Here is a 22,146-nt window from a genome sequence, read left to right on the forward strand (position 1 = left end):
CCACTTGTAAATTTATCGCTCCTTCTTTCACTGGAACGCGAGCCACTTGTAAATTTATCGCTCCTTCTTTCACTGGAACGCGAGCCACTTGTATTCCAATCCATTTCACTTTGCTCCCTCATATTAAATCCACTACTCCTACTCATTTCTGAAGTTTCATTAGACAATGAAAACTCCCCCCTTTCAATACAATTTAGTTATTATTATGAAATCCTTGTCCGTTTTGACTGTATATGTATCTAACCCCCTATTAATCGTCACAAGTATAGAGCCCAAAAAATGATTCCCATGATTTAGAAACGGTAAAAACAGGATAGCAGTACAAGCACTCACCACTTATCTTTCATATGATTTATTAATTGCCAAACTTAAAGGTTGGAGGGATTTTCATGGATAGAACAACCATCCCAACATATTCACTTTTCATCCATCCAGCAAATCTTCGTGAACTAATGACGGATATATGGTCTGATGAACCTATTCCGGCAAAACTTACCATTCATAATAAAACATTTCCTATAAATCTTGCGTATCGGGGAAATCATATAAGAGAGTTTGCAAAAAAATCGTACCTGATTACGATAAAAAAGCGAGCAAATTATCGAAAAAACCAAGAATTCCATCTAAATGCAGAATTTTTAGATACCTCACTTATCCGCTCCAAGCTTTCTTTTGATTTTTTTCATGATATTGGGGTTTTCGTCCCATCAGCGAGACATGTCTTTTTAAAAATTAATGGAAAGAAGTCAGGTATCTACCTCAAAATTGAATCGTTGGACCAACTTTATTTTGAAAAAAGAAACATACCGGTAAAAGCCATTTTTTACGCTATTAACAGTGATGCTGATTTTTCCCTGTATAGTTATTATGAGAAAAGGTCGAAGTTAGACTTATTATCTGGCTATGAATGTAAATACGGAACTGTAAAAGAGGGACTATATTTTCGAGAGTTTATTTATAAAATAAACGCTCTATCCGATGATGAATTTACGAAGGAAGTTGAAAATTATCTCGATGTTCATACGTTTTTACGGTGGTTAGCTGGTGTCGTATGTATTCAAAACTTTGATGGTTTCCACCAAAATTATGCGATATTTCTCAACGCTGAAACAAACCTATTCTCCATTAGTCCATGGGATCATGAAGCGACATGGGGACGTGATTGTCATGGGGAGATAATGGAGTATGACTATGTCCCTATATACGGGGATCAAACAAATATACTCGTTGAAAAATTACTTCAGAACTCCACCTATCGAAAAAAATATAAGGAGATACTCGAGGAAATTTTGGACCATCATTTTCGACCTGAAATTCTTATGCCCAAAATTAACGCTTATGTCGAAGCAATACAACCACATTTAGAAGAAGACCCTTATTACACAAAATCAATGGAAGAGTTTACGGATGAAATTGCCTTCATCAACCAGTATATAAAAGACCGTCACAGCTATCTCCGTGAGCATTTGAGTGATTTAACTTGATAAATTGTTATTGGAAATTTTTCAAAAAAATGACTCCTACCCAAATGGTTGAGAGCTCATTTTTTGGCTTCACTGAAGAGATTAGGGGGATGTTGTCCTTACTTTAGAAACTGATATCACCAGCTCCAATCCTCATACTGGCCCTTCTCCCCTTTCTCCTTTACATACGGCGTCAATAGTTCAGAATCTTGTTCAAGAATTTGTTTTACGACAATAGTAAATATCCATTCATCCCCAAAATCATATAAATGATTCCCTTCCTTTTGATGAATAAAATATTCTTCAATTTCTTCGGGTAAATTAAAAATGAACTCTTCTAATGGTGATCCAGGAATAGGATTGACCTCACCATGCTCCTGCTGAAATGGGATATTCCAAAACTGCAAATTACGTTCATACAGTAAAATCGATATCAGATTCAAGCCGAACTCCTTTACTTGAATTGATTTAGCAAAATACCAATTTTTCCGGTAATACCGATCAAGTGCTTCTTCATCTTTTTCACATTCCCATAATCCGAGCCACTGAAAATATAAAAGAAAATATTCCAATGTTCTAAGCGCTCAGATACTATCTTCTCATCTAAACTAAGATTTTTATCTAATCTATTTATACCTCCATCCAATTTCTTTAAAATAAAGTAAAACAAGTCCTGAACCGATTTGTGTACAAAATGAAATCTTTCCTCTTGAAGTTCAGTCCAATCTACATCCACCCAAAACGTCTCCAACAGAAAAATGTATTTTTCAACATTTGAAAGCTCTCTGAATATAGAAAGCCGGTCGGTTCCCTGAAGTTTTACTTTCCCAGCTCGGTCGGGGACTTTTTCAAACAAGCTGCCTCTTAATAGTATTCTTGCTCCGTATGACTACTATGTAAGTTTATTTTAATGATTATTCGAATATAATAGATTCAAGGTGGTGATTACTTGAGTTTATTAAATAAGAAGTTTAGCACCTATGAAGAAAAGGACAAAATAAACCATGACTAATTTCCGAAGTTTAATAAAGGCTGCATATCAAAACCTTATGCAGCCTTTCGATGAATTAATTGTTCTCTGCTAATTTATAATTGTTAGGGAATCGATTTTTAATGGTCAGTATATAAATTCCCGATCCTGCTAAGAGTAATCCTGCAACAATAAATGCAAGTTGTACACTGCAGTACTCCGCAATTCCTCCGAAAGCTAACGAAGAAAACCCAAAAACTAATGAAACCATAGAATATTGAGCACTATATATCCTAGGTAAATCTTCAATAGATGCTTCTTTTTGTAAATATGTGTTTATAGTAATACCTTTCATTTGATCTATGAATCCACTTACAGCTACCATTATTAATGCTACCCAAGCTACTGAATTTAATGCAAATAAGAGCGTTACAATGGAGACACCGAACGAAGAATATAACACAGTCTTCCTCATGTTCTTTTCAATTTTTACCGAATATCTTGAACAGAATACTCCACCTAGTATCAAACCTAGAAAGAATGCAGTGTTTATATAACCCCACCATGCTTCTGTTACATTTAATACTTCATTTACAAACACATAAAGAATGGCTGCCACCCAAACTACATTTGCAATAGCTTCTATAAAAATCATGACATGGATGCTTCGAAAGATCGGAGTCTTCCATATTGTAAGCCAGCCCTCTTTTAAAGCTTCGAATGTTTTTTGTTTCTCTTCTTTAACTTGGATAGGTGTATTATCTACAATCTGTACCATCATGATTGTAGATAAGACAAACAAGAAGAAGGTAAGCCAAATTACATTTTGTCCATTTATTAGTGCAACAAGTAATCCACCCAACGCCCAACCACCTAATTGAACGGTTTCATTAATAACTGAAATAAAACTATTTGCTTTCAATAATTCAGATTCTTTGACTAATCTGGGAACAATAGCATTTGTTGCCGGCATTGCCCACCCATCAAAGAAAGCTATTAATAAGATACAACAAACAATATACCAAATTCCAAGCAATGATTGAAAACTCATCCAAGATGCTAGTAATAATAATATAGTTGTTTTACTTAATTGTGAGCTTATCAAAAGTGATTTCAGTCTATATCTGTTCAATAATAATGGTGAAATGAAACTGCTTATAAATCTTCCAAACGTATTTAAAAAGGGTAACAGTGCCAAATACATTGCAGACCCTGTTACTGAATATAAAATAGATATTAACCCCACTACATAAAACACATCACCTAAATTAGCGAATAATTGGCCTATCCATAAGAAACGAAACGAATTATTTTTCATTATTTCTACCCCTTAATTATCATTTTGACTTTTTATGATAAAAAGGGAATTTTACACTGGACATACCTCCTAATTTTCAATTTGATTATAGAAATATAATTCGAAACGAATTAAAAAACTAATTTGGATGAAAATTCAATATTTTAAGGGTAGAGATAAATATCATTTATTCTAAGCCAATTTTGCCGGGATAACATGATCATTTTCAATGGTGATCCCCCTAATTGGTTAATGGTTCGGTTTGATTAACTACCATTTTAACTCAGTATTGGCGCGGTTTCACCTATTTTCTTATTTTTGGGGTGAATTTTTTACCCTTTGATCTAATCCTTGAGTTACTTGGACTTGAAAGACATCGCACTAAGCTCAAAAATTATCAATCCAATTTTACATTATCCCCTTATTTATTACTTACCCTCACCTTTTGAACAGCTTCGGCATTATCTCTTGGAATAAGTTCAATCCATTTGAATTTTAATGCTAGATACATGATAAGTACCGTTAACCCCTCAGCTACTGGAAAAGCAAGCCAAATCGTATTAGAACCGAAGAAATTCGGAAAAGTCCAAAGTAAAGGGATGAATAAGATAAAGCTGCGACTTAAAATAATCCATGTAGCAATACGGGTATTTTTAATTGATTGATAATATTCAACAAATACCATATTGATTCCCAAAAATAGATATCCCGCAAAAAAGTAGACAATTTCAATTTTCGTATAATCAATAATTTCGGGAATATCAATCCCAAATAAATCGATAATAAACCCTTTTCCGACTAAGCCAACAATAAATACAGCCACACCTAGACCAATTCCTGTAATCATTGCTATCCGGACAAATTGTTTCATACGTTGATAAAGCTTTGCACCAAAATGGTAACTTGTAATAGGTTGTAGGGCTGCTCCAATCCCGATAAAGAGCATAAGAAACACCGTATGCATATAGTTGACCACAGCATAAGCTACAACGCCCGTTTCTCCGACATAATAGCTAAATGTTATATTGGATGCAACCATCATCACTGCAGTTGATCCTTCAACGATAAAGCTCGGAAAACCAATCGAGAAAATATTCTTTACTATAGAATGGTCGAGTCTCGTATGGATGAACCCTAATTGTTTTTTATTCGTTAAGAAGTGTGTAAACAAAACGAGAATTCCTATGAAAGTACCGATTACTGTTGCATAGGCAGCCCCTTTTACTCCCCAATGGAATATGAAGATAAAAAGATAATTTAAAATAATATTCACAACAGCTGTCACAATTAATCCTGTCATAGCGAGCGTAGGATTTCCGTCATTTCGGATAAAAATACTTAAAATATTCTCAAGTACAAAGACAATCCCAAACAAAAGAATAATTTGAAGATAATCGATAACATATGAAATAATTACATCATTTGCCCCGAATATATAAGCAAGTTTCTGCTCAAATAATAGACAGAATCCAATAATTAATCCTGTCGTCACAATTGCAAGAACAATCGAATGTGTAAATATTTCTTTTGCCCGATGTTGATTGCTTTGCCCAAGTGCGATTGAATACAACGTTGCCCCTCCCATGCCAATCCACAAAGAAACGGATAAAATGACCGAATAAATCGGTACTGCGATGTTAACACCTGCGAGTCCCTTTTCTCCAACACCATGACTGACGAATAGACCATCGATTAAAATATTGATTGCCATCAACATCATTCCGAATAAGGAAGGGATTAAATACTTCCTAAATAATTGATGAGGCTCCATCGTTTGCATCATTGAATGATTGTTTTCCATAAATAATACCGCCTATAATTTAAATTTTTTGAATTTTTCCATTCGACGTTTCACGTACTATCTATGTTATGATGATAAGGTATTCGGTTACCGTATAGTCAAGAGAGAAGAGGTAGAAAAAATGGAATCGAAAAAAAGACTATTTACAACAGGAGAATTTGCAGATTTATGTGGCGTGAAAAAACAAACATTTTTTCATTATGATGATATCGGTCTTTTAAAACCAGAGTATAAAAATGAAAATGGGTATCGTTATTATTCCATTCAACAAACAGAAGTTTTTAGCGTGATTGAGATGCTAAAAGAAATTGGAATGTCTTTAGCGGAAATTAAAGATTTTTTTCATTCCAAAAGCCCCCAGGAGGCACTCGAATTATTAACGGAAAAAGAGGAAGCAATGAAAAGGAAAATCGCGAAAATGCAGCGTACTCAGCAAATTATTCAAAACAAGAAAAAACAAATTGGGGAAGCATTACGTTTGGATTTTGACCAGTTTACAATCGAAGAAAGAGAAATAGAATACTATGTATTAAGTGAAGATATTCTAACATGTTCCGATAAAGAATGTACAAAGTCAATTATGTCGTTTATTAAATATACAAAGCAAGAGGAACTCGATATAGGCTATCCTATTGGAGTTTTGATTCGTCAAGAGCATGTAGAAGCGGGGAACTATTGGAGTTATTCGCATTTTTTTATGCGTGTGAATCAATCTGATTTAGTAGAACCTTTTATCAAAAAAGCCGGAAAATATGTGGTTGGCTATCATAAAGGAAGTTATGTGGCGATTCAGGATACTTATGAAAAAATAAAAGCTTATTTGAGTAAGGAAGGATATCGTATATGTGGTGATAGCTTTGAAGAGTATGTAATTGATGAGGTAAGTGTAAGTGGGGAAGATAATTACGTCACAAAAATAATGATACAAGTAGAAGAAAAATAAGCAAGCTGCTCCTTTTTCTACCAAGATTAGTTGCAATTCTGTGGGAGTATGAAAAGTCTTTACCAGCCCGTGTTATGGCAGAACAAACTGGGGTATTATTAGATAGGAATCTAGATTAATTGAACCAAATGTATTAAAGTGCTGTCTAAATAGTTTATTTAGAAAGTATCCTATCAGAAATGGAGTGTTAAAATGAATTTATTACTTTGGATAACGGTTGGTTTTATCGTAATAGGACTTTTTGTCCTTATATCAATGAAAAAAGGCATGGAGGAAAGAGTTGCTTTTGCAATAGAAAACAAAGATGATACGGAAGCAGCTAAACCCGTTGTTTGGTGGATAGCAGGAGCCACGATATGGGGAATAGTAAGTGTGCTATTCATCGTGTGGTCTTTTTCTGTTTATGTATAAATGATGGATGCAATGTAGATTAACAGCTGCTTTTAAAATAAAAACAGCCCCATTCCGATGGATCGGAAAAGGGCTGTAAGTATTGATAATTAACGCTTAGAGAACTGTGGTGCACGACGAGCGCCTTTAAGACCGTACTTCTTACGTTCTTTAATTTTTGGGTTTTCAAAGCACATCATCTAATGGCAGAACCCTCATGTATCAATATATTTATTAAGTCCGCTTGCGGAGGATTGGGGAATTTATCGGGATGTTAATCACTTTTTAAAAATATGAGGTTCTTTTACCTTAATAGATAAAATGTAGCCACATTCTGTACAAAGCGTCGCAAGAACTGGGGATCCACCTTTCAAATTAAGTTTTCCGACGGGTTGAAGATTGGCCATACCTGACCATTTCGCTACTCCTAATTCTGTACTTCCACATTCGGGACATTGCTGTTCCGTCATTTGTCACACCTCAATTCCATTATTATTAAAATATGATAAGACATTTCTAAAGTGGACACCTTCTTTTATTACGTTGAATAGCATGACTGGTGTTTAAACAACTTTATTATCATAAAACATTTAATCATAACAGGTGGTTAGCTAACCTTCTTAAATCCACACCGTTCCAAATATGAAAATTTGGAACAAGTTTCTCCATAACTTTTACCAGTCTTTTAAATGCATCTTCTCCAATAAAAAGTATAATATTTTTTTAGAGTCAGTGACAATATGAGCTTCTGTTGTCATTCCTATTTTAATTGCTCCTTCATCACCTTTATGACCATAAAGTGTTTCATTATCGATGGTCGCTTCCACTAAATAATAACTCATACCTGTTTCTGGATCGACGGTTGCATCTGAGCTCACTTGAGTGATTTTTCCTTCGACTTTCCCATATTCCTCATATGGCAACGAATGAATGCTGAATTTTACTTCATCTCCAATATTAATTTTAGCTATGTCTTGATTTAATACAGACAATTGTACTGTATAAGTGGAAGGGTTAGTTTCCGGAATAATGGTTAATACTTCTGTACCCGCTTGCAAGAGATCCCCCTCGGAGATGTCTGCCCGTACATTTACCACCCCTGATCTTGGAGCTCTTACCAGATTCGTCTCAATTTGTTGCTCAATCGCAGCTAATTCATGTTGTAATTGCTCAATTTGTTGTTCCACATCTTCGAATTCATTTGTAACTTCAACTAACGAATCTGATTTATATTTCTCAACGGAAGCTTGATAATTTTTATCGTAGCTTTCTTCCAAGTTTGCAAAATCAATATCGGAACCTGATGTTGCTTCAACTTCCTTTATTTTATCTTCGGCTTGCTCAATCTCACTATTTACTTGCAGTAATTGTTGATTTTTATACTGATCACGTTTTACTATTGCCTCTTCATACGCTTTTTTTGCTTCATTCAGCTGCTTTTCCATTTCAGGAGAATCTGTCGTATTACTGTTTTCTTTCATCGTTTCATAAGCTTCTTTTGTTTCGTTTATAGTTTTATCTAACTGTTCGATCATTCCATTAATATCTAAAAAACGATGATAATAAGGAGTTTCTTCTTTTTTAAAAACATTTTTTTTATTATTTATCGCATCTCGAAGTCGTTTCAACTGACTAGATTTATTTTCCAAACGTTCTTTTTGTGATTGAATACTTGCTTTTTGGGATTTTTGACTTTCGCGGTTCTCACTAACTTCTAATTTAGCACTTTCATGTTCTTGCTTTATCAAAGAAAGATTTGATTGATAAGCTTGATACCTTTGATAATATTCATTGTCTTCTGCCTCGTCCTTAAACTGATTCTCCCCTTTTTCAATGCTTAATTTTAACAACTCTGCATCTTTAAGCTTTTTTCCTTTTCACCGATTTCTTCTTCAAGTTTTTCTTTTTGTAATTCTTCCTCACTAGAATCTAATTCAAAAAGGATATCATCTGTTTCCACATGCTGCCCTTCTGAAAAAGCGATCCGTTTTACCTGACGAGGTGTTTCATTTCGAACTGTACTGACGATTTCATTCGTACGCACCACACCATCTGCTTTTACCACCTCATCTATTTCTCCAAAGCATGTCCATATGATGGCAAAAACAAAAATGATTAATAGCAAATAAATAAACCATGCAATCATTGGATTAGGCCGTGCCTCTAATAATTCTCTGCTGTCACTAAGTTCATTTAAGTTTTTTATGTCTTCTCGCATCGTTCTTCACCACTTTGTTCATTTGGCGGAAGTTGATCTTTCCACAGATGATAATATTTACCTTTTTGTTCCATCAACTCACTATGAGAACCCGATTCAATGATTTCCCCGCCATCCATCACCAAAATTGAGTCGCATTTCATAATCGTACTCAAACGATGAGCAATAATAATCATTGTAATGTCTCCACATATTTCCTGTATCGTTTCTGAAATCGCCTTTTCTGTCGTTGAATCTAAATTACTCGTCGCTTCATCCATAATGAGTATGTCCGGTTTTTTCAAGATGGCCCGGGCAATTGCTAAACGTTGACGTTGCCCGCCTGATAGATTCGATGCATCTTCCTCCAGCACCGTATCATAACGGAATGGCAAATGATTAATAAATTCATGCGCTCTTGCATATTTACACGCTTGCACAATTTCCTCAAATTCAATCGAGTCATCCACCCCAAGTGTTAAGTTTTCCCGAATGGTGCCACTGAAAAAGAAAGTATCTTGTGGAATATAGGCGATTTTTTCCCGAAGAGCTTCTCGATTTATATCTTGTATATTGTAATCTTTAATGAGAATTTCTCCTTTTTCAAGCGGATAAAAATTCATTAATAACTTTACAAGTGTCGTCTTTCCTGAACCACTTTCACCGACAAGGGCTACTTTCTCACCTTGCCGAACGGTTACATTAATTTGTTTCAATGCCCAATCCCGTGTACCATAACGGAAGTCTAAATCATTTATCTTCACTTGACCTTTTAGTGTGGCTGGATTTATTTTCTGAGCTTCATTAGGGGCCTTTTCGGGCTCCAAATCTAAAATATCTCCAAGACGATCCGCTGCAACAACAGCTGTTAATAGCGTTGGTTGTAAATTGATTAAATTTCTGATTGGATTGAGAAAATAAGCAAGTAATGCATTATATGTAATAAGTTGCCCCACAGATAAATGACCTTCGATCACTTGATAAGCACCGGCCCATAGAATAACAACACCGCCAATGAGTTCTACAAATGTTTTGAAAGAATCTTGTACATTACTCATTGTTCCACGTTTAAATACTGTTCTGATAAATTTGATAAAGCGCATTTCTGTTTCGATATTCGTTTTACGTTCTGCATTATAGGCTTTTACCGTTTCTATCCCGTTGAGCGATTCTACAAGGTAAGACGTAAGTTGGGCGTTTTCTTCCATCTCTTTTCGATTTACCCGGTCATATGGTTTTTGATAAAACCAGACAATGAGTGCATAAATCGGTACGATAATAACTGTGATGCCAAATAAAAAAGCACTCTGTATGAATAAAATGCCTCCTCCGACAATCACCATTAATATGTCAATAAAAACTGTTAATGTGGCACTAGACATGGCCTCTCTTACTTTTGAAGCATCATTAAACCGTGAGACAATCTCGCCCACTTTTCTCGTTCCAAAGAAATCCATCGGCAATGTTAAAACATGATGATAATAGCCAAGCATCAAGTTAATGTCTAATTTCTGCCCTAAATATAAAAGCAACTGAGAGCGGAACATATTTAAAATGACTTGAAAGGTATACAGAGCAATAATCCCAATGGAAATGACATGTAATGTTTGACGTAAACCGTATGGCAAAATATCATCAATTAAAAACTGAAAATAAAATGCGCCCAAAATCCCAAAGATTGTATATAAAAGGGATGCAAAAAATATATGAGCAATAAGTTTCTTTTGGGGTTTTAAAAATCCTAAGAAACGTTGAAATAACCCTTTGGTTTCGTCACCCTTTTCAAATTGGGGGGTGGGCACCATTAATACAAGTACTCCTGTCCATATTTTCAAAAATTCCTCAGGAGAATAAGTAACAAGGCCTTCTGCAGGATCTGCAACCAATATTTCATCCTCTTTAATCCGGTGGATGACAACGTAATGTAATAACGATTCATCAACAATGACATGCGCAATTGCCGGTAAAGGGAATTCTTGAAATAATGCTTCTTTATCGCCTTTTACACCTTTAGCTGTAAATCCTAGTTTTTCTGCAGCTTGAACAAGCCCATAAACATTCGTTCCTTGTTTATCGGTACCCGCAGCGCCGCGGATTTTTGAAATTGGTATTTTTAGACCGTATTGTCTGCAAACGGTTGCCAAGCAGGCAGCACCGCAATCGCGAATATCGTGTTGTTTAATACAATGATATTTTTTAAACTTTTCCATCATTTTCGAAAACATTTGTACACTTCCAAAAAATTTATTTCACTGCATGATAAAGCAGAAGTTTTACAAAATCGATGGGTTGACCCCAATATATACATCAATAATCGGTGTCTTTCCAGCTGCTGCTTCCTTTTCATTTATATTAATATTGTAGCCCGATGTAATTTGTTGAAGTTGGTTTTCTTTCATGTATGCGTGTAATTCATTATACGTTTCCTCTAATGTCTCGGCAGCTCCAATATGTCGTTTATAAATAGCGTGGACAAGATGAAATATCGGTTTAAAACGATAGTCTTCTGGTAAATCAATGTTTTGATTAACAGGAAAAAGAAACTCCATATCCAGTAATTGCTTTCCGTCAACCTCTTCCACATCGTAAGTCGTTGAAATCATCGGTCCTTTTCTTTGTACATTTTTATTTTTCATATATTCCGCTAACTTGATAAGTTCCGGCTGGATTTCCTCTTGGAATAATTTTTTTCGCAGTGAAACTAGATTTTCATATTTAATGCTTTGATCTTTTTGAATTCCTTCCGTTTCTAACATGATTTTATTTACCTCCAATTATTTGATTACCTTCAATGAGAGTAAGCTAACCGATATCATCAACATTGTCGATCCATGATTTTTTTCAATCGTTTGTCTAATGATGGGTGTGTACTTAATAATTCACTTAGATTACCAACCGATAGTGGTTGATTATTAAGCTTAGCGACCTTTGTTAAAGCAGAAATATACGTAGCTGATGAGACACCTATTTGCAACGCATATTGATCGGCTTGATACTCTTGCATTTTTGTTAATTTTAAAAATACAAATCCTAAATAAGCGAATAATGTTCCTAATATAAATACGACGCCCACTGGGATGGCAATTGTAAAATCGAATAATTCCTCCATTTCATCCATTAAATAACCAAGTCCTGTAAATAAAGGAACTGCAAAGGCAATCAAAAAAACTTTTATTAATAAATGTTTCTTTTTATAATGGCCTAATTCATGTGCTAATACGGCACATGTTTCTTCAATTGTCAAATGTTCCAATAAGTAGTCAGAAAAAAATATTTTCTTTTTAAATATGCCTATAATCATGGCATTTGCTGTTTTGCTTTTCTTCGTTGCGAATTGATAAACTTCCATATTTTCCACTTGTTGTTTTCGCAGAAATTGGGTAATTTCCTTCTTTGTTTCTATCGATTCGATTTGCCTTGCTTTCAAAGCATATTTCAGTAAGTGCGGATAAGCTATAAAAAAAAGAAATAGGCCAAAAATGATGACAAAATAAAGAAAAAACTCGTTAGTACCCATATGCTGTATGTAATAAACTCTAAACAAAATAATTAAAATACTCGGGATGATCATAATGCCTAACATTTTTATAAAAAATAGAAGATCTTCTTTAACCGTGCTTTCAGTTTTTCGAATGATTTTATGTATTTTATGAAACAAAAATCGACTGATTAATAATTGCGAGATCACGTATAAAAATGGGATAAAAGCCAAAATATATATGGTAAGATCAAAGCTTGCTCCTACACGATAAGTAATATAGGAAATCATCGCAGCGAAAATCACTGTGCAAAAATACAAGATCATTTCAAATGTTTGAAAAGTATTCAGAAGATTTTCTGATGCCTTTTTCTGTTCAAATTCATGTAAAATATACCATCTTATCGATATAGTAAAGGTTAGATTGATAAGCAAAATTGCTATACCAATCAAAACAAGTGAAAAATTGGTCATTATTGAACCTCCTTTAATTCAATCAAGCTCGGATGTTCACATAAGGTTTGAATGGCTTGCATGCTTGTATTTATTATTGTGATGTAATGGAATGAGACACCTATCAAGATAGGTGCCTCAACCAAAAACAGTGCTATTGCTGAAACACAAGTGATAATCACCCTACACTTGATTATCACTTTGCATCAACTCATTACCACCAACCGACAACTGCATAAGTTACAGCACCAGCAGCTCCACCGGCTAATGCGCCAATTCCTGCGCCTGGTAATGCACCGACTCCTCCAGCAAATGAACCTGTTATAGCACCACCGGCGGCACCACCAGCTGCTCCACCGACGGTTGACTTCGCAAAGTCACCCCAACTCCATGCTCCACCATCAATCAGGTACATTTCATTAAGAGACAATGGCTGAAAATGTGTGTTCTCAATCGTTGCAATCATTCGATATCCTCCTTATTTTTATTCTTTAGCTATCTATGTAAATATGAATAACTAAAGCAATATTCATTACATCTTTCAACAAAGGAAATTCCCAAGTGATTCTTATTGTCCTGAGTTATTCTTTTTCTTTAAATAATTGACTACGATAATAGCCACAATTCCGCCAGTAATAATCGAAGTAAATATAACGGTTGACAATGCACCCACTCCTTCGTAAAACGATTTGTGTTTTTCATTCTAAAAAATATATGAGGATTACATAACTATATACGTTGTACTAAAGAATTTTAATCACAGTTGGTTTGAGTTTTTCTCTCTTTTCATTTGCCTACCATGTTACTAGGTTTATATAACAATGGCATTTGGGAAATAATACAATTAGGTTACATCCGCTCTCAATTAGGTTACATTCACTCTCAACAAATAAATGTTGGAATAAAGAAAGCGAGGATGAAAAGGAAGAGAAAAACGAATGATTAAAGAGAATTGTACACTAGATTTGCAAATAGATTCCAAAATATTCCATTTATAGAACTAAGAACTCAAAAACGGGTTTAAGAACACAAAAATACTCCTAAAGAAGAAGTAAGACGCAAAATGCGTGGTTACCACCACCAACTTCACCTTTAGGAGGGAACAAAATGGTTGTTCAACAACCTTTACCCAAGTCTACCGTAGTTAAAACTGTTTGCGCCTATTAAACCTGGAAAATTACCGACATCCCTTTTTGGACCACTACGCCAAAAAGCTTTTGTCCGGCAAAGCTATTCTGATATTTGTTGAAGCCTTTCTACATCAGCGGCTCTCCCTTTGGAATGCACAGGAGAACCTTAGAGCCAATGACGAGCTCCAAAAGCTGATTGGCCTGGAAGACATTCACGAATCAACAATATACCGAAAACTGGAAAAGCTTCCTATTGGCCTTCTTCAGGAACTGTCCGTAAGTCTTTTCGGTTGGATTGACGCCCATCACCGGGGAGTGCAGAACGTCATGGATATTGGCCCGCTTGCCGTAGTAGACTCAAGTGAAATCACCCTGCCTCAAAAAGCCGGGGAATGGGCCTACGCTTCCAGGGATAAGAACATTCACCTCCGCCTGGCTGTCTTGAATGAGGATACAAGCTATCCCCAAGGGATTATTGCTTCCACCACGGCAGTATCTGACCAGGAAGTTGCCGTTGCTCTTGTTGTTGATAAGGACGCCACCTATGTGTTTGACTGTTCACGCCGCTCAAATAATTACCATATTTTGGATGTTTTTTGCAAATCTAGTGCGCCCTTTTGTGGAATTAGTTTATATGAATTATACTTTTTTCGGAAAAACAATTCTTTTATATAAATGAACTGTAATAAGATAATAGGCCGTATAAACAAATAGAAAAATAACGATCGGTAGCCAAATACGATAATACGGATCGATTACAAAAAAGCCAAAAATGTTCATTCCAACGAAAACATGGACCATACCAATAATAGCTGGAGCTAAAAATACGATGAGCAGCTCTTTATAGATGGACTTCGTTAATAACGTACGACGAACACCTATTTTATGAAGCATTTCATATCGCGAAATATCTGTTGATGCACCAGATAGAATTTTAAACATTAAACAGCTTGCCATCATGGCCAAGAAGGCAATTCCTAAGAAGAACCCCATAAATACCATACCACTAGCTACCGTATAAAACTCATTGTAAATTTCATATTTACTTAACGAAGGATCCGCACTCATTTCTTTATATTTAGCTAACTGTAATTCATTAAGCTTTTTCCATTCTTTTATATGTGCAACAAAATTATCTGTTTTGCCAATAAAAATGATGCCGTCTTTACCTTTTAACTGATCGTACATTTTTACATCGATAATTTTTATGGGCTTATCTATATAGATCGGCTGCATACTGATAAAAGCCGTTTGCCATTCTTCAGGGATCATCTCTGTATTTTGGTTCGATTCTTGACTATACCCTGACACAGCACCTACGGGCAGGTCTTCGGAAACACGCTTTCGTTTGTCTGTATCTTCCTCACTGTCTCCAATAGGGATTAATGGAGGATTTTTTACTAAATCTTCTTTTACAAAATAAAAGTAGTGATTGTCCATTTTATATCGATATTCACTTTTTTCCTCAAAAGGAATACCATTTAAGATTTCCATCTCTTTTGTTGTTGGATTCATAATTACAGAATCATATATTTCATAACTGTCTGTAGATTTAATGACATTATTTTTAAAGGCCATTCCGCCTGAAATGGCTCCTGCCCCGAGAGCAATCAACATGGCTACTGTAGCTAACATTTTTGTTAAACCATTAATACGGAAAGTTAGCTGGGCAAATGTAAAAGCATTCAAACCTTTTTCACTGCTCTTCTTACATTTCTTTACAATAAACGGAAAAGCCGAAGCGAAGAATAAATATGTTCCCGCTGTTGTTAAAAGCGCCGCAATCAGGAGGCCGGATCCCTTCAATTTATTCAAGTAAAACATGGATAAATAGCCCAGCCCTAACAGAATTACTGAGAATAAAGCAATTACGGCTGCCCTTTTCCCTTTTATCATCACAGCATCAGCATACGCATTTCCTTGAACAAGTTGCAGAACCGTGTTCCTCGATATTTGTACACCGTTCATAATAGCAGATAATATAAATAACATCATAAAGAAAATAAAAGTAACAGTCATTGATGGTATATAGATCGCATGATATCCAGCTGCGGTAAATTCAAGCTGTTTCATCAGCAGCTTGCCAATTCCCAGTGCAAGGCCTGCCCCTACTATAGTTCCAATTACTAGGGATGCTAAACCGGTAACCATTGTTTCGATAAACATGAGCAATATAATTTTTTGCTTTTTTGCCCCTAATGTCATATACATTCCAAACTCTTTCCGACGAAGAGACAGCAAGAAGGAATTTGCATAAAAAATATAGAAGAAAGTAATGATTGCAAGTAAGGCGGAACCTGTTTGAAAAACATAGCCAATTGATTTGATCGTAGCATTTGCTTCAAGAAAGGCCTTGTTAAGAGCCAATGTTTGAAACATATAAAAAATACCTATGGACATTACTAGTCCGGCAAGTAACACTATGTAGTCCCTTGGCTTGCTTTTTAATCCTGAAATGGAGAGTTTAACTATCATTGTAAACCTCCACCATCCAAACCTGCTAGCACGTCTAATATTTCTTTGTAAAACATTTCACGGGTTCCACTGCGATGAATTTCTTTATACAATTCTCCGTCACGAATGAATAATATACGTTGACAATAGCTTGCACTATACACATCATGCGTAACCATTAAGATCGATACACCCTGTTTTTCGTTCAGATCGACGAGAGCATGTAATAGACTTGTTGCGTTTTTCGAATCGAGTGCCCCTGTCGGTTCATCTGCTAAGATCATGGCTGGGTTATGAACAATCGCCCGAGCAGCCGCCGTTCGTTGTTTTTGTCCACCCGAAATCTCTGCTGGATATTTAGCAAGAATAGCGGAAATTCCTAGGATAGTCGCTACTTTTTCCACTTTTGAGCCGATCTCTCCTGATGAGACACTTTGAAGTGAGAGGGGTAACGCTATATTCTCATACACCGTCAAGTTTTCAAGTAAATTAAAGTCTTGGAATATAAACCCTAATTTTTGCAACCGAAAATCAGATAGCTCATTTTGCTTCATTTTTGTAATATCAAGTCCGGCAATTTCGATCGTGCCATTTGTCGCTTTATCTAATGTTGAAATGACATTTAGTAATGTCGTTTTCCCTGAGCCAGATGGTCCCATGATTCCAACAAATTCTCCCTCTTGAATGGAAAAGGATAATTTTCTTAATGCATGTGATTGGTTTTCGCCTTTTTTTCCATATACCTTTTGGACGTTTTTAACATCAACAACAAGTTTTTTCATCATCGTACCTCCTCTGCCTAATTACTTTTCTAGAATTTCCTTTACCTTTTCAGGAACGTCTTCTTCTGTTACTTGCTCGTATTCATAAACATATTTACCTTTTACATGGACTTTCAAATAACTATTTTCGGGGAAACTTTTAACAGAGGACGTTATTTTAATTTCTTCTACTTTTCCGGATTCCTCTACTCCAACTAATCTGAACATATAGCGATACTTAAAATTAGGATCGGTTTGCCCTTCTTTGTCTACAAGGACATACACATCTTTTTCTTTAATAAATGGATTAAATCTATCGCGATTTTCCTCACCAATTAGAGCTAATGCACCAATTCCAATAACGACCAGCCCACTTGTCCAAAGTAATAACTTTTTCAGTTTTTTCATCTTCTTATTCCACCCTTCTATTTCTTTTTTTATCCTGTTGGATATCCAGGAAAATGTTCCTTGAATAATACCAAGTATAAAATTGGTTTCTTAATAAAAATCGGGGGAATTTCTTAAGGTTTTCTTAACCATATAAATTCAGCAAAAAAAAGAACCCTTACAAAGGGCCCATTGGGGATGCATGAGATATTCAGATAAAAAACCATTGCTGAGGTTTTCATTCCTCCTCTTCACCTATTGGTAATAAAACAATAAATTGAACGAGGCCATTTTGATATTCTGCGTAAATTTCTCCTTCTTGCAGTTCAGCAATTCCTTTGGCAATAGCGAGGCCTAATCCAGAACCTTCCGCTGCTTTATTTCTTGAATGATCTTTTTTATAAAAGCGTTCAAATAAATTTTCCAATTCCTCTTTTGTAAAGGCTTCACTTGGATTGGCGATAGTAACCTGTAAATATTGCTCTTGCCTTACAAGCGTAACCTGAATATGCCCATTATCCTTGCTATATTTAATGGCATTCATCAGTAAATTGTCGAACAATCGGACTGTTTGTTCCGAATCGACAACCGCATATAATGATTCTTGTGGAAAACTTTTAACAATGGAGAGCCCTCGCTCATCTGCTTGAGGTGTTACTTCGTCAATTAATTGATCAAGTAGCTTACTTATGCACACATTCTGTCGATCTAGGACCATGTTTCCATCTGTAAGCTTTGTATACTCAAACAAATCCTCTACTAAATTCTGCAATTGCTCCGACTTCGAATAGACAATGTTAATATAATCCCTGTACTGTTCCTTGTTTTTAATGTTTCCATCACGTAGTAATCGCAAATATCCTAAGATGGATGTTAATGGTGTTCGAAGGTCATGAGAAACGTTTGTAATCAATTGGTTTTTCCGCTTTTCGACTTGTCTTTCTTTTTCCAATTGAATCATAAGATCCTCGGCCATATGATTTATGCTATCTGTTAACAGGGCAATTTCATCCTGCCCTTTTTGTTTGATACGATAAGTTAAATTTCCTTTTGCCATCTCTTTTACACCTTGTGCCATTGCTTCTATCTGTTTCATCTTTCGCTTAGTTATATAATAAAAAGAGAAAATGAAAACAAAGATTCCTATGAATATTGGAAAAGGCCCTTCTTTTGTATGATACGTTACATCTCCCTCTGGAATTCCACTAACAAACATATATAAGTTCTTGCCTTTTACGGTAAGTGGGTAAAACGTAATGAACTCCCTACGAGTACCCTGTTCCTTCCCGCTTGTATAGGCAGGATGGTTTATTGAAAACGACATTACATTACCAATCGTATCGTGCAGATTTATTTGAACCTCCTGTGCTTGCTCTGTTTTATACAAAACTTTTCCTGTCTCATCTGTAACAAGCACTTTTAAAGCATTTTGCTTTCGTTTTAAAATGTCATTTTGATCCTCGATAAACGTTTTTATGGCTTCTATTTTATTTTCTTCCGCTGTTGTTTCTGCTATGAATTTTGCTTGCCAATTAATGCTTTCCATACTACGGCTATAATCAATCGTTGCCTCTTTATTTATACTTTCAAAAACTGGTGCCGCCATTCTCGATACTAAAAATCCTAATAATGTACACACAACAAACGCTGTGATTAACTGAATTCGAATACTCCGACGTAAACGGGTTATCATTTTTCCAGTGGGCCGCTTTAAAAAGGCAATGAAGTTAATGTTCCTTTTCAATTTTATATCCTACTCCCCAAACCGTTTTGATATAACGTGGTTTTCTCGGGTTTTCTTCTATTTTTTCACGGATTTTCCGAATATGCACCATAACCGTATTATCTGATTGAAAAGACCGCTCTTTCCATACACTTTCATATATTTGGTCAGCACTAAATACGATGCCCCGATTTCTGGCAAGAAGCTCTAGAATAGAGAACTCTCTTGGCGTTAGTTTTATTTCCTGATCCTCTACAATGACTTGATGAGTAGACACATTTATTAGCATTTCGCCAATTTGAATTTCATTTTCCTTTTGCATCATTCCACTGGTCATTTTCATATACCTGCGCAGTTGTGATTTAATTCTTGCTACCAGTTCCAGTGGGTTGAATGGTTTCGTTACGTAGTCATCTGCACCGGTTGTTAACCCCAGTATCTTATCCATATCTTGTGTCTTGGCAGATAGCATAATAATCGGCATTTCTGCTATTTCTCTTACCTTCATACACATATGAATCCCATCTATTTTAGGCATCATAATATCAAGTACAATTAAATGTACTTCATGATTTTTTAAAATATCGAGGCCTTCTTCACCATCACTTGCCTGTATCACATTGTATCCCTCATTATTTAAATAGATAGCAATGAGATCCCTTATTTCCTTCTCATCGTCTACTACAAGGATTGTTTCTTTACTCATGGGAAATCCTCCAATTATCAAAAAAATATTTCCTTAATTAGATTAGTATAAATGGGATTTCTTAAAAAATAAAAGCAGGAATTCTAAATTATTTCTTAAGATAATTAATAATGTTGTGCATAAAATATATTTGTATTCTATGCTTCCTCCATAATCTGGCCTGTTTGCTAGACAAAATGCGATACCTAATCGAAAATAGGATGCCTCCGAGTCAATTTGTGGCATGAAGACATCCCTACCTTTATGACCTACCATTTATATTAGTATCCCCGTAATATTCCTCTTGACCAAAAATATTTGTTTCCTTTCCGTTGAACTCTGGATGCCCATCAAAAATATAGCATAAAGGTTGCTTTGACCAATCGCTTAATTCATTTCTTGCATAATTTTATCAATTTGTTCCTTAGGAAGTGCAGATGAGCCGATTACCGTGAACTCTTCCTGTAGTATACGCTTTGCAGCCCTTTACAATCCTTCTTTCAGCCCTTCTCGCCACACTTCAATTTGCTTCCATAAAATAATTACATTCAATTTACATTCATTAATCTTTTTGGTTCTTTGTCAAATGTTGGGGTTAAGCTACCGCGCTTTCGCTTGGTGACCTTTTATTGTAGGTATGAAATAAAATTCATACCTACAATAAAAGGGGGATTATTTCTAGCCTAGATGGACCCCTATTCCTTTATACTTGTGTGATAACAATATTCTAGCTCTTGCTCGTTTGAAGTTTCTGAAACCATACGCATTCCGTTTTATTACCTTTGTGTGGTTATTTATTCCTTCCAGAAATCCATTAGAATAGCTATACATAAAACTATTTAAAATTTCTTTTTCCCAGTTTTTAAACGTCCGTATGCTGCGTAGAAATTCCTGCACTCCAGTATCTCTAACTAACTGATAAAACGTGTTTAAGCCTTCTTTGGTTTTACGCATACCTTCTGAACCATTTTCTTTCGCTTGTTTGAACCATTCACAATAAGCCTCTTTTAATTGATACGCCATATCTAGTTCCTTCGACATACCACGGTATCGATCTAGGTACCATCTCTCGTTTTCGGTTAGTTTCGCACTATCTTTGTAAAATACATATCTCATTTTTTTACACTTTTTCCGGTCATAATCATTCCAATCTGACTGAATCCGCCTTCTTACTTTATCAAGTGCCCAATAGATATAGCGACAAAAATGAAAATGGTCGGCTATAATTAGTGGATGATCTAAGGCCTTTCGTACAGCCGATTTAAAGGAATGGCTCATGTCCATAATGACTATTTCTACATTGGCCCCATACTTTCGTAAGTATTGTGATATTGTTTTTCCTTTTCTATTCGGTAATATATCCAAAGGCTCTCTTGTATCTCCGTTTGCGATGATTAACTGATACTTTCCTTCTTTGGTATCCCCTTTATACTCATCTATAGCGATTACTCTCGGGAGTTCCTTAACTTCCCCTACTTCATTTTCGGCAAATGCATCAAATCGTCTTATAACCGTTGAAATCGAAGTACCATATTGTTGAGCTAGTTCCTTAAATGTTTTGGCTTGAACACTTCTCACGTTTACAGCCTGATTCCACTCTTTGGTAAACCGTTTATAACGCTCCACAAAATTGTTTTTCTCAGGAAACCTCTTCTCGCAAGCATCACAACGATATCGTCTCTTGTTATAAAAGATATAGCAGAGGCGTTCAAACCACTTTAAATGCTTGATTTTCTGCATTCGATAATCATGAATTTGTCGTGTTTTGGCACCACATCTAGGACAAGTATGTGTGCGTGCTTCCATTTCAACAAACAACGCTAATCTGTCATCCATTTGTTCCACTTTTAGTATTTTTACGTCTTCTAATCCTGGCATAATTATGTTATTATTCATTTGCACACGACTCCCTTTCTTTAACTTGTTTCTGTCAATTCAAGTATAAAAGGAAATTAGGAGTCGTGTGTCTCTTTTTTTTGAATCTTTTATTAACCCCAACATTTATTATAGAGCC

At 35.5% G+C, this 22,146-nt stretch carries 21 protein-coding genes and 1 pseudogene; 4 read left to right on the forward strand and 18 right to left on the reverse strand.

What is annotated here, in order from left to right:
* Positions 1-389: 389 nt before the first annotated feature.
* Positions 390-1,484: a CotH kinase family protein gene (locus tag BN2144_RS05135; protein ID WP_033827238.1), complete on the forward strand. Its 1,095-nt coding sequence runs from the start codon at positions 390-392 to the stop codon at positions 1,482-1,484.
* Positions 1,485-1,600: 116 nt separating this feature from the next.
* On the opposite strand, the gene BN2144_RS05140 is transcribed toward BN2144_RS05135, so the two are convergent.
* The 4 genes from BN2144_RS05140 to BN2144_RS05155 form a co-directional block, all read right to left on the reverse strand.
* Entirely contained in the window at positions 1,601-1,906 is a 306-nt protein-coding gene (locus BN2144_RS05140) for a hypothetical protein (RefSeq protein ID WP_033827239.1), read from the reverse strand.
* Positions 1,907-1,917: 11 nt separating this feature from the next.
* The gene (locus BN2144_RS05145) at positions 1,918-2,199 is read right to left on the reverse strand and encodes a hypothetical protein (RefSeq protein WP_139017854.1); all 282 of its coding nucleotides are present in this window, start codon (positions 2,197-2,199) and stop codon (positions 1,918-1,920) included.
* A gap of 331 nt (positions 2,200-2,530) precedes the next feature.
* On the reverse strand, positions 2,531-3,751 hold the full coding sequence (locus BN2144_RS05150) for an MFS transporter (protein ID WP_033827241.1): 1,221 nt from the start codon (positions 3,749-3,751) through the stop codon (positions 2,531-2,533).
* A 400-nt stretch (positions 3,752-4,151) separates the two neighbouring features.
* Positions 4,152-5,531 carry an MATE family efflux transporter gene (locus BN2144_RS05155; protein WP_042337652.1) on the reverse strand — a complete coding sequence of 460 codons (1,380 nt, stop codon included), beginning with the start codon at positions 5,529-5,531 and terminating at the stop codon, positions 4,152-4,154.
* A gap of 121 nt (positions 5,532-5,652) precedes the next feature.
* Here BN2144_RS05155 and BN2144_RS05160 point away from each other — a divergent pair, with 121 nt between their 5' ends.
* Both BN2144_RS05160 and BN2144_RS05165 read left to right on the forward strand, forming a co-directional pair.
* A complete protein-coding gene (locus tag BN2144_RS05160) occupies positions 5,653-6,474 on the forward strand; it encodes a MerR family transcriptional regulator (RefSeq protein WP_033827242.1) in 822 nt (273 codons plus the stop codon).
* A 192-nt stretch (positions 6,475-6,666) separates the two neighbouring features.
* Complete coding sequence (locus BN2144_RS05165) at positions 6,667-6,885, forward strand: hypothetical protein (RefSeq protein WP_033827243.1); 219 nt, start codon at positions 6,667-6,669, stop codon at positions 6,883-6,885.
* 89 nt (positions 6,886-6,974) lie between these two features.
* On the opposite strand, the pseudogene rpsI reads toward BN2144_RS05165, so the two are convergent.
* From rpsI to BN2144_RS05200, 8 genes and pseudogenes are all read right to left on the reverse strand, one after another.
* Positions 6,975-7,049, reverse strand: a pseudogene (gene rpsI / locus BN2144_RS19065) (30S ribosomal protein S9); the annotation flags it as partial.
* A gap of 93 nt (positions 7,050-7,142) precedes the next feature.
* A complete protein-coding gene (locus BN2144_RS05170) occupies positions 7,143-7,334 on the reverse strand; it encodes a hypothetical protein (protein WP_033827244.1) in 192 nt (63 codons plus the stop codon).
* Between the two features lie 204 nt (positions 7,335-7,538).
* Entirely contained in the window at positions 7,539-8,714 is a 1,176-nt protein-coding gene (locus BN2144_RS05175) for a beta-barrel domain-containing protein (RefSeq protein ID WP_033827245.1), read from the reverse strand.
* Positions 8,708-9,082 carry an HlyD family secretion protein gene (locus tag BN2144_RS05180; protein ID WP_033827246.1) on the reverse strand — a complete coding sequence of 125 codons (375 nt, stop codon included), beginning with the start codon at positions 9,080-9,082 and terminating at the stop codon, positions 8,708-8,710. The genes BN2144_RS05175 and BN2144_RS05180 overlap by 7 nt, the downstream gene beginning before the upstream one ends.
* Positions 9,067-11,274, reverse strand: a complete 2,208-nt coding sequence (locus tag BN2144_RS05185; protein ID WP_033827254.1) for a peptidase domain-containing ABC transporter — start codon at positions 11,272-11,274, stop codon at positions 9,067-9,069. The genes BN2144_RS05180 and BN2144_RS05185 overlap by 16 nt, the downstream gene beginning before the upstream one ends.
* Positions 11,275-11,334: 60 nt before the next feature.
* The gene (locus BN2144_RS05190) at positions 11,335-11,817 is read right to left on the reverse strand and encodes a GyrI-like domain-containing protein (RefSeq protein ID WP_042337653.1); all 483 of its coding nucleotides are present in this window, start codon (positions 11,815-11,817) and stop codon (positions 11,335-11,337) included.
* 59 nt (positions 11,818-11,876) lie between these two features.
* A complete protein-coding gene (locus BN2144_RS05195; RefSeq protein WP_033827247.1) occupies positions 11,877-13,013 on the reverse strand; it encodes a M48 family metalloprotease in 1,137 nt (378 codons plus the stop codon).
* A gap of 193 nt (positions 13,014-13,206) precedes the next feature.
* Entirely contained in the window at positions 13,207-13,458 is a 252-nt protein-coding gene (locus BN2144_RS05200; RefSeq protein ID WP_033827248.1) for a hypothetical protein, read from the reverse strand.
* 727 nt (positions 13,459-14,185) lie between these two features.
* Between BN2144_RS05200 and BN2144_RS05205 the strand changes: the two genes are divergently transcribed.
* Complete coding sequence (locus BN2144_RS05205) at positions 14,186-14,797, forward strand: hypothetical protein (RefSeq protein ID WP_033827249.1); 612 nt, start codon at positions 14,186-14,188, stop codon at positions 14,795-14,797.
* Here BN2144_RS05205 and BN2144_RS05210 read toward each other — a convergent pair.
* From BN2144_RS05210 to BN2144_RS05235, 6 genes are all read right to left on the reverse strand, one after another.
* On the reverse strand, positions 14,762-16,597 hold the full coding sequence (locus BN2144_RS05210) for an FtsX-like permease family protein (protein WP_033827250.1): 1,836 nt from the start codon (positions 16,595-16,597) through the stop codon (positions 14,762-14,764). The two genes, BN2144_RS05205 and BN2144_RS05210, sit on opposite strands and share 36 nt — an antisense overlap.
* Positions 16,594-17,358, reverse strand: coding sequence for an ABC transporter ATP-binding protein (locus BN2144_RS05215; protein WP_033827251.1), 765 nt, complete (start codon positions 17,356-17,358; stop codon positions 16,594-16,596). Before BN2144_RS05215 ends, BN2144_RS05210 begins: the two co-directional genes overlap by 4 nt.
* Positions 17,359-17,379: 21 nt before the next feature.
* Entirely contained in the window at positions 17,380-17,745 is a 366-nt protein-coding gene (locus tag BN2144_RS05220; protein WP_326564097.1) for a YxeA family protein, read from the reverse strand.
* Positions 17,746-17,962: 217 nt separating this feature from the next.
* Positions 17,963-19,417: a HAMP domain-containing sensor histidine kinase gene (locus BN2144_RS05225; RefSeq protein WP_042337654.1), complete on the reverse strand. Its 1,455-nt coding sequence runs from the start codon at positions 19,415-19,417 to the stop codon at positions 17,963-17,965.
* Between the two features lie 34 nt (positions 19,418-19,451).
* Entirely contained in the window at positions 19,452-20,153 is a 702-nt protein-coding gene (locus BN2144_RS05230) for a response regulator transcription factor (RefSeq protein WP_033827252.1), read from the reverse strand.
* Between the two features lie 657 nt (positions 20,154-20,810).
* Positions 20,811-22,034 (reverse strand): ISL3 family transposase, encoded by a 1,224-nt coding sequence (locus BN2144_RS05235; protein ID WP_082195149.1) that lies wholly within the window; start codon positions 22,032-22,034, stop codon positions 20,811-20,813.
* Positions 22,035-22,146: the final 112 nt, after the last annotated feature.

The organism is Bacillus andreraoultii (assembly GCF_001244735.1).
GTDB classification, from domain to species: domain Bacteria; phylum Bacillota; class Bacilli; order Bacillales; family Caldibacillaceae; genus Caldifermentibacillus; species Caldifermentibacillus andreraoultii.

Coding starts and splice junctions, on each gene's coding strand:
- BN2144_RS05230 (WP_033827252.1), bottom strand. CDS start 20,153: ATGAGTAAAGAAACAATCCTTGTAGTAGACGATGAGAAGGAAATAAGG.
- BN2144_RS05210 (WP_033827250.1), bottom strand. CDS start 16,597: ATGATAGTTAAACTCTCCATTTCAGGATTAAAAAGCAAGCCAAGGGAC.
- BN2144_RS05185 (WP_033827254.1), bottom strand. CDS start 11,274: ATGATGGAAAAGTTTAAAAAATATCATTGTATTAAACAACACGATATT.
- BN2144_RS05215 (WP_033827251.1), bottom strand. CDS start 17,358: ATGAAAAAACTTGTTGTTGATGTTAAAAACGTCCAAAAGGTATATGGA.
- BN2144_RS05225 (WP_042337654.1), bottom strand. CDS start 19,417: ATGATAACCCGTTTACGTCGGAGTATTCGAATTCAGTTAATCACAGCG.
- BN2144_RS05195 (WP_033827247.1), bottom strand. CDS start 13,013: ATGACCAATTTTTCACTTGTTTTGATTGGTATAGCAATTTTGCTTATC.
- BN2144_RS05160 (WP_033827242.1), top strand. CDS start 5,653: ATGGAATCGAAAAAAAGACTATTTACAACAGGAGAATTTGCAGATTTA.
- BN2144_RS05180 (WP_033827246.1), bottom strand. CDS start 9,082: ATGCGAGAAGACATAAAAAACTTAAATGAACTTAGTGACAGCAGAGAA.
- BN2144_RS05155 (WP_042337652.1), bottom strand. CDS start 5,531: ATGGAAAACAATCATTCAATGATGCAAACGATGGAGCCTCATCAATTA.
- BN2144_RS05150 (WP_033827241.1), bottom strand. CDS start 3,751: ATGAAAAATAATTCGTTTCGTTTCTTATGGATAGGCCAATTATTCGCT.
- BN2144_RS05200 (WP_033827248.1), bottom strand. CDS start 13,458: ATGATTGCAACGATTGAGAACACACATTTTCAGCCATTGTCTCTTAAT.
- BN2144_RS05170 (WP_033827244.1), bottom strand. CDS start 7,334: ATGACGGAACAGCAATGTCCCGAATGTGGAAGTACAGAATTAGGAGTA.
- BN2144_RS05220 (WP_326564097.1), bottom strand. CDS start 17,745: ATGAAAAAACTGAAAAAGTTATTACTTTGGACAAGTGGGCTGGTCGTT.
- BN2144_RS05165 (WP_033827243.1), top strand. CDS start 6,667: ATGAATTTATTACTTTGGATAACGGTTGGTTTTATCGTAATAGGACTT.
- BN2144_RS05135 (WP_033827238.1), top strand. CDS start 390: ATGGATAGAACAACCATCCCAACATATTCACTTTTCATCCATCCAGCA.
- BN2144_RS05190 (WP_042337653.1), bottom strand. CDS start 11,817: ATGTTAGAAACGGAAGGAATTCAAAAAGATCAAAGCATTAAATATGAA.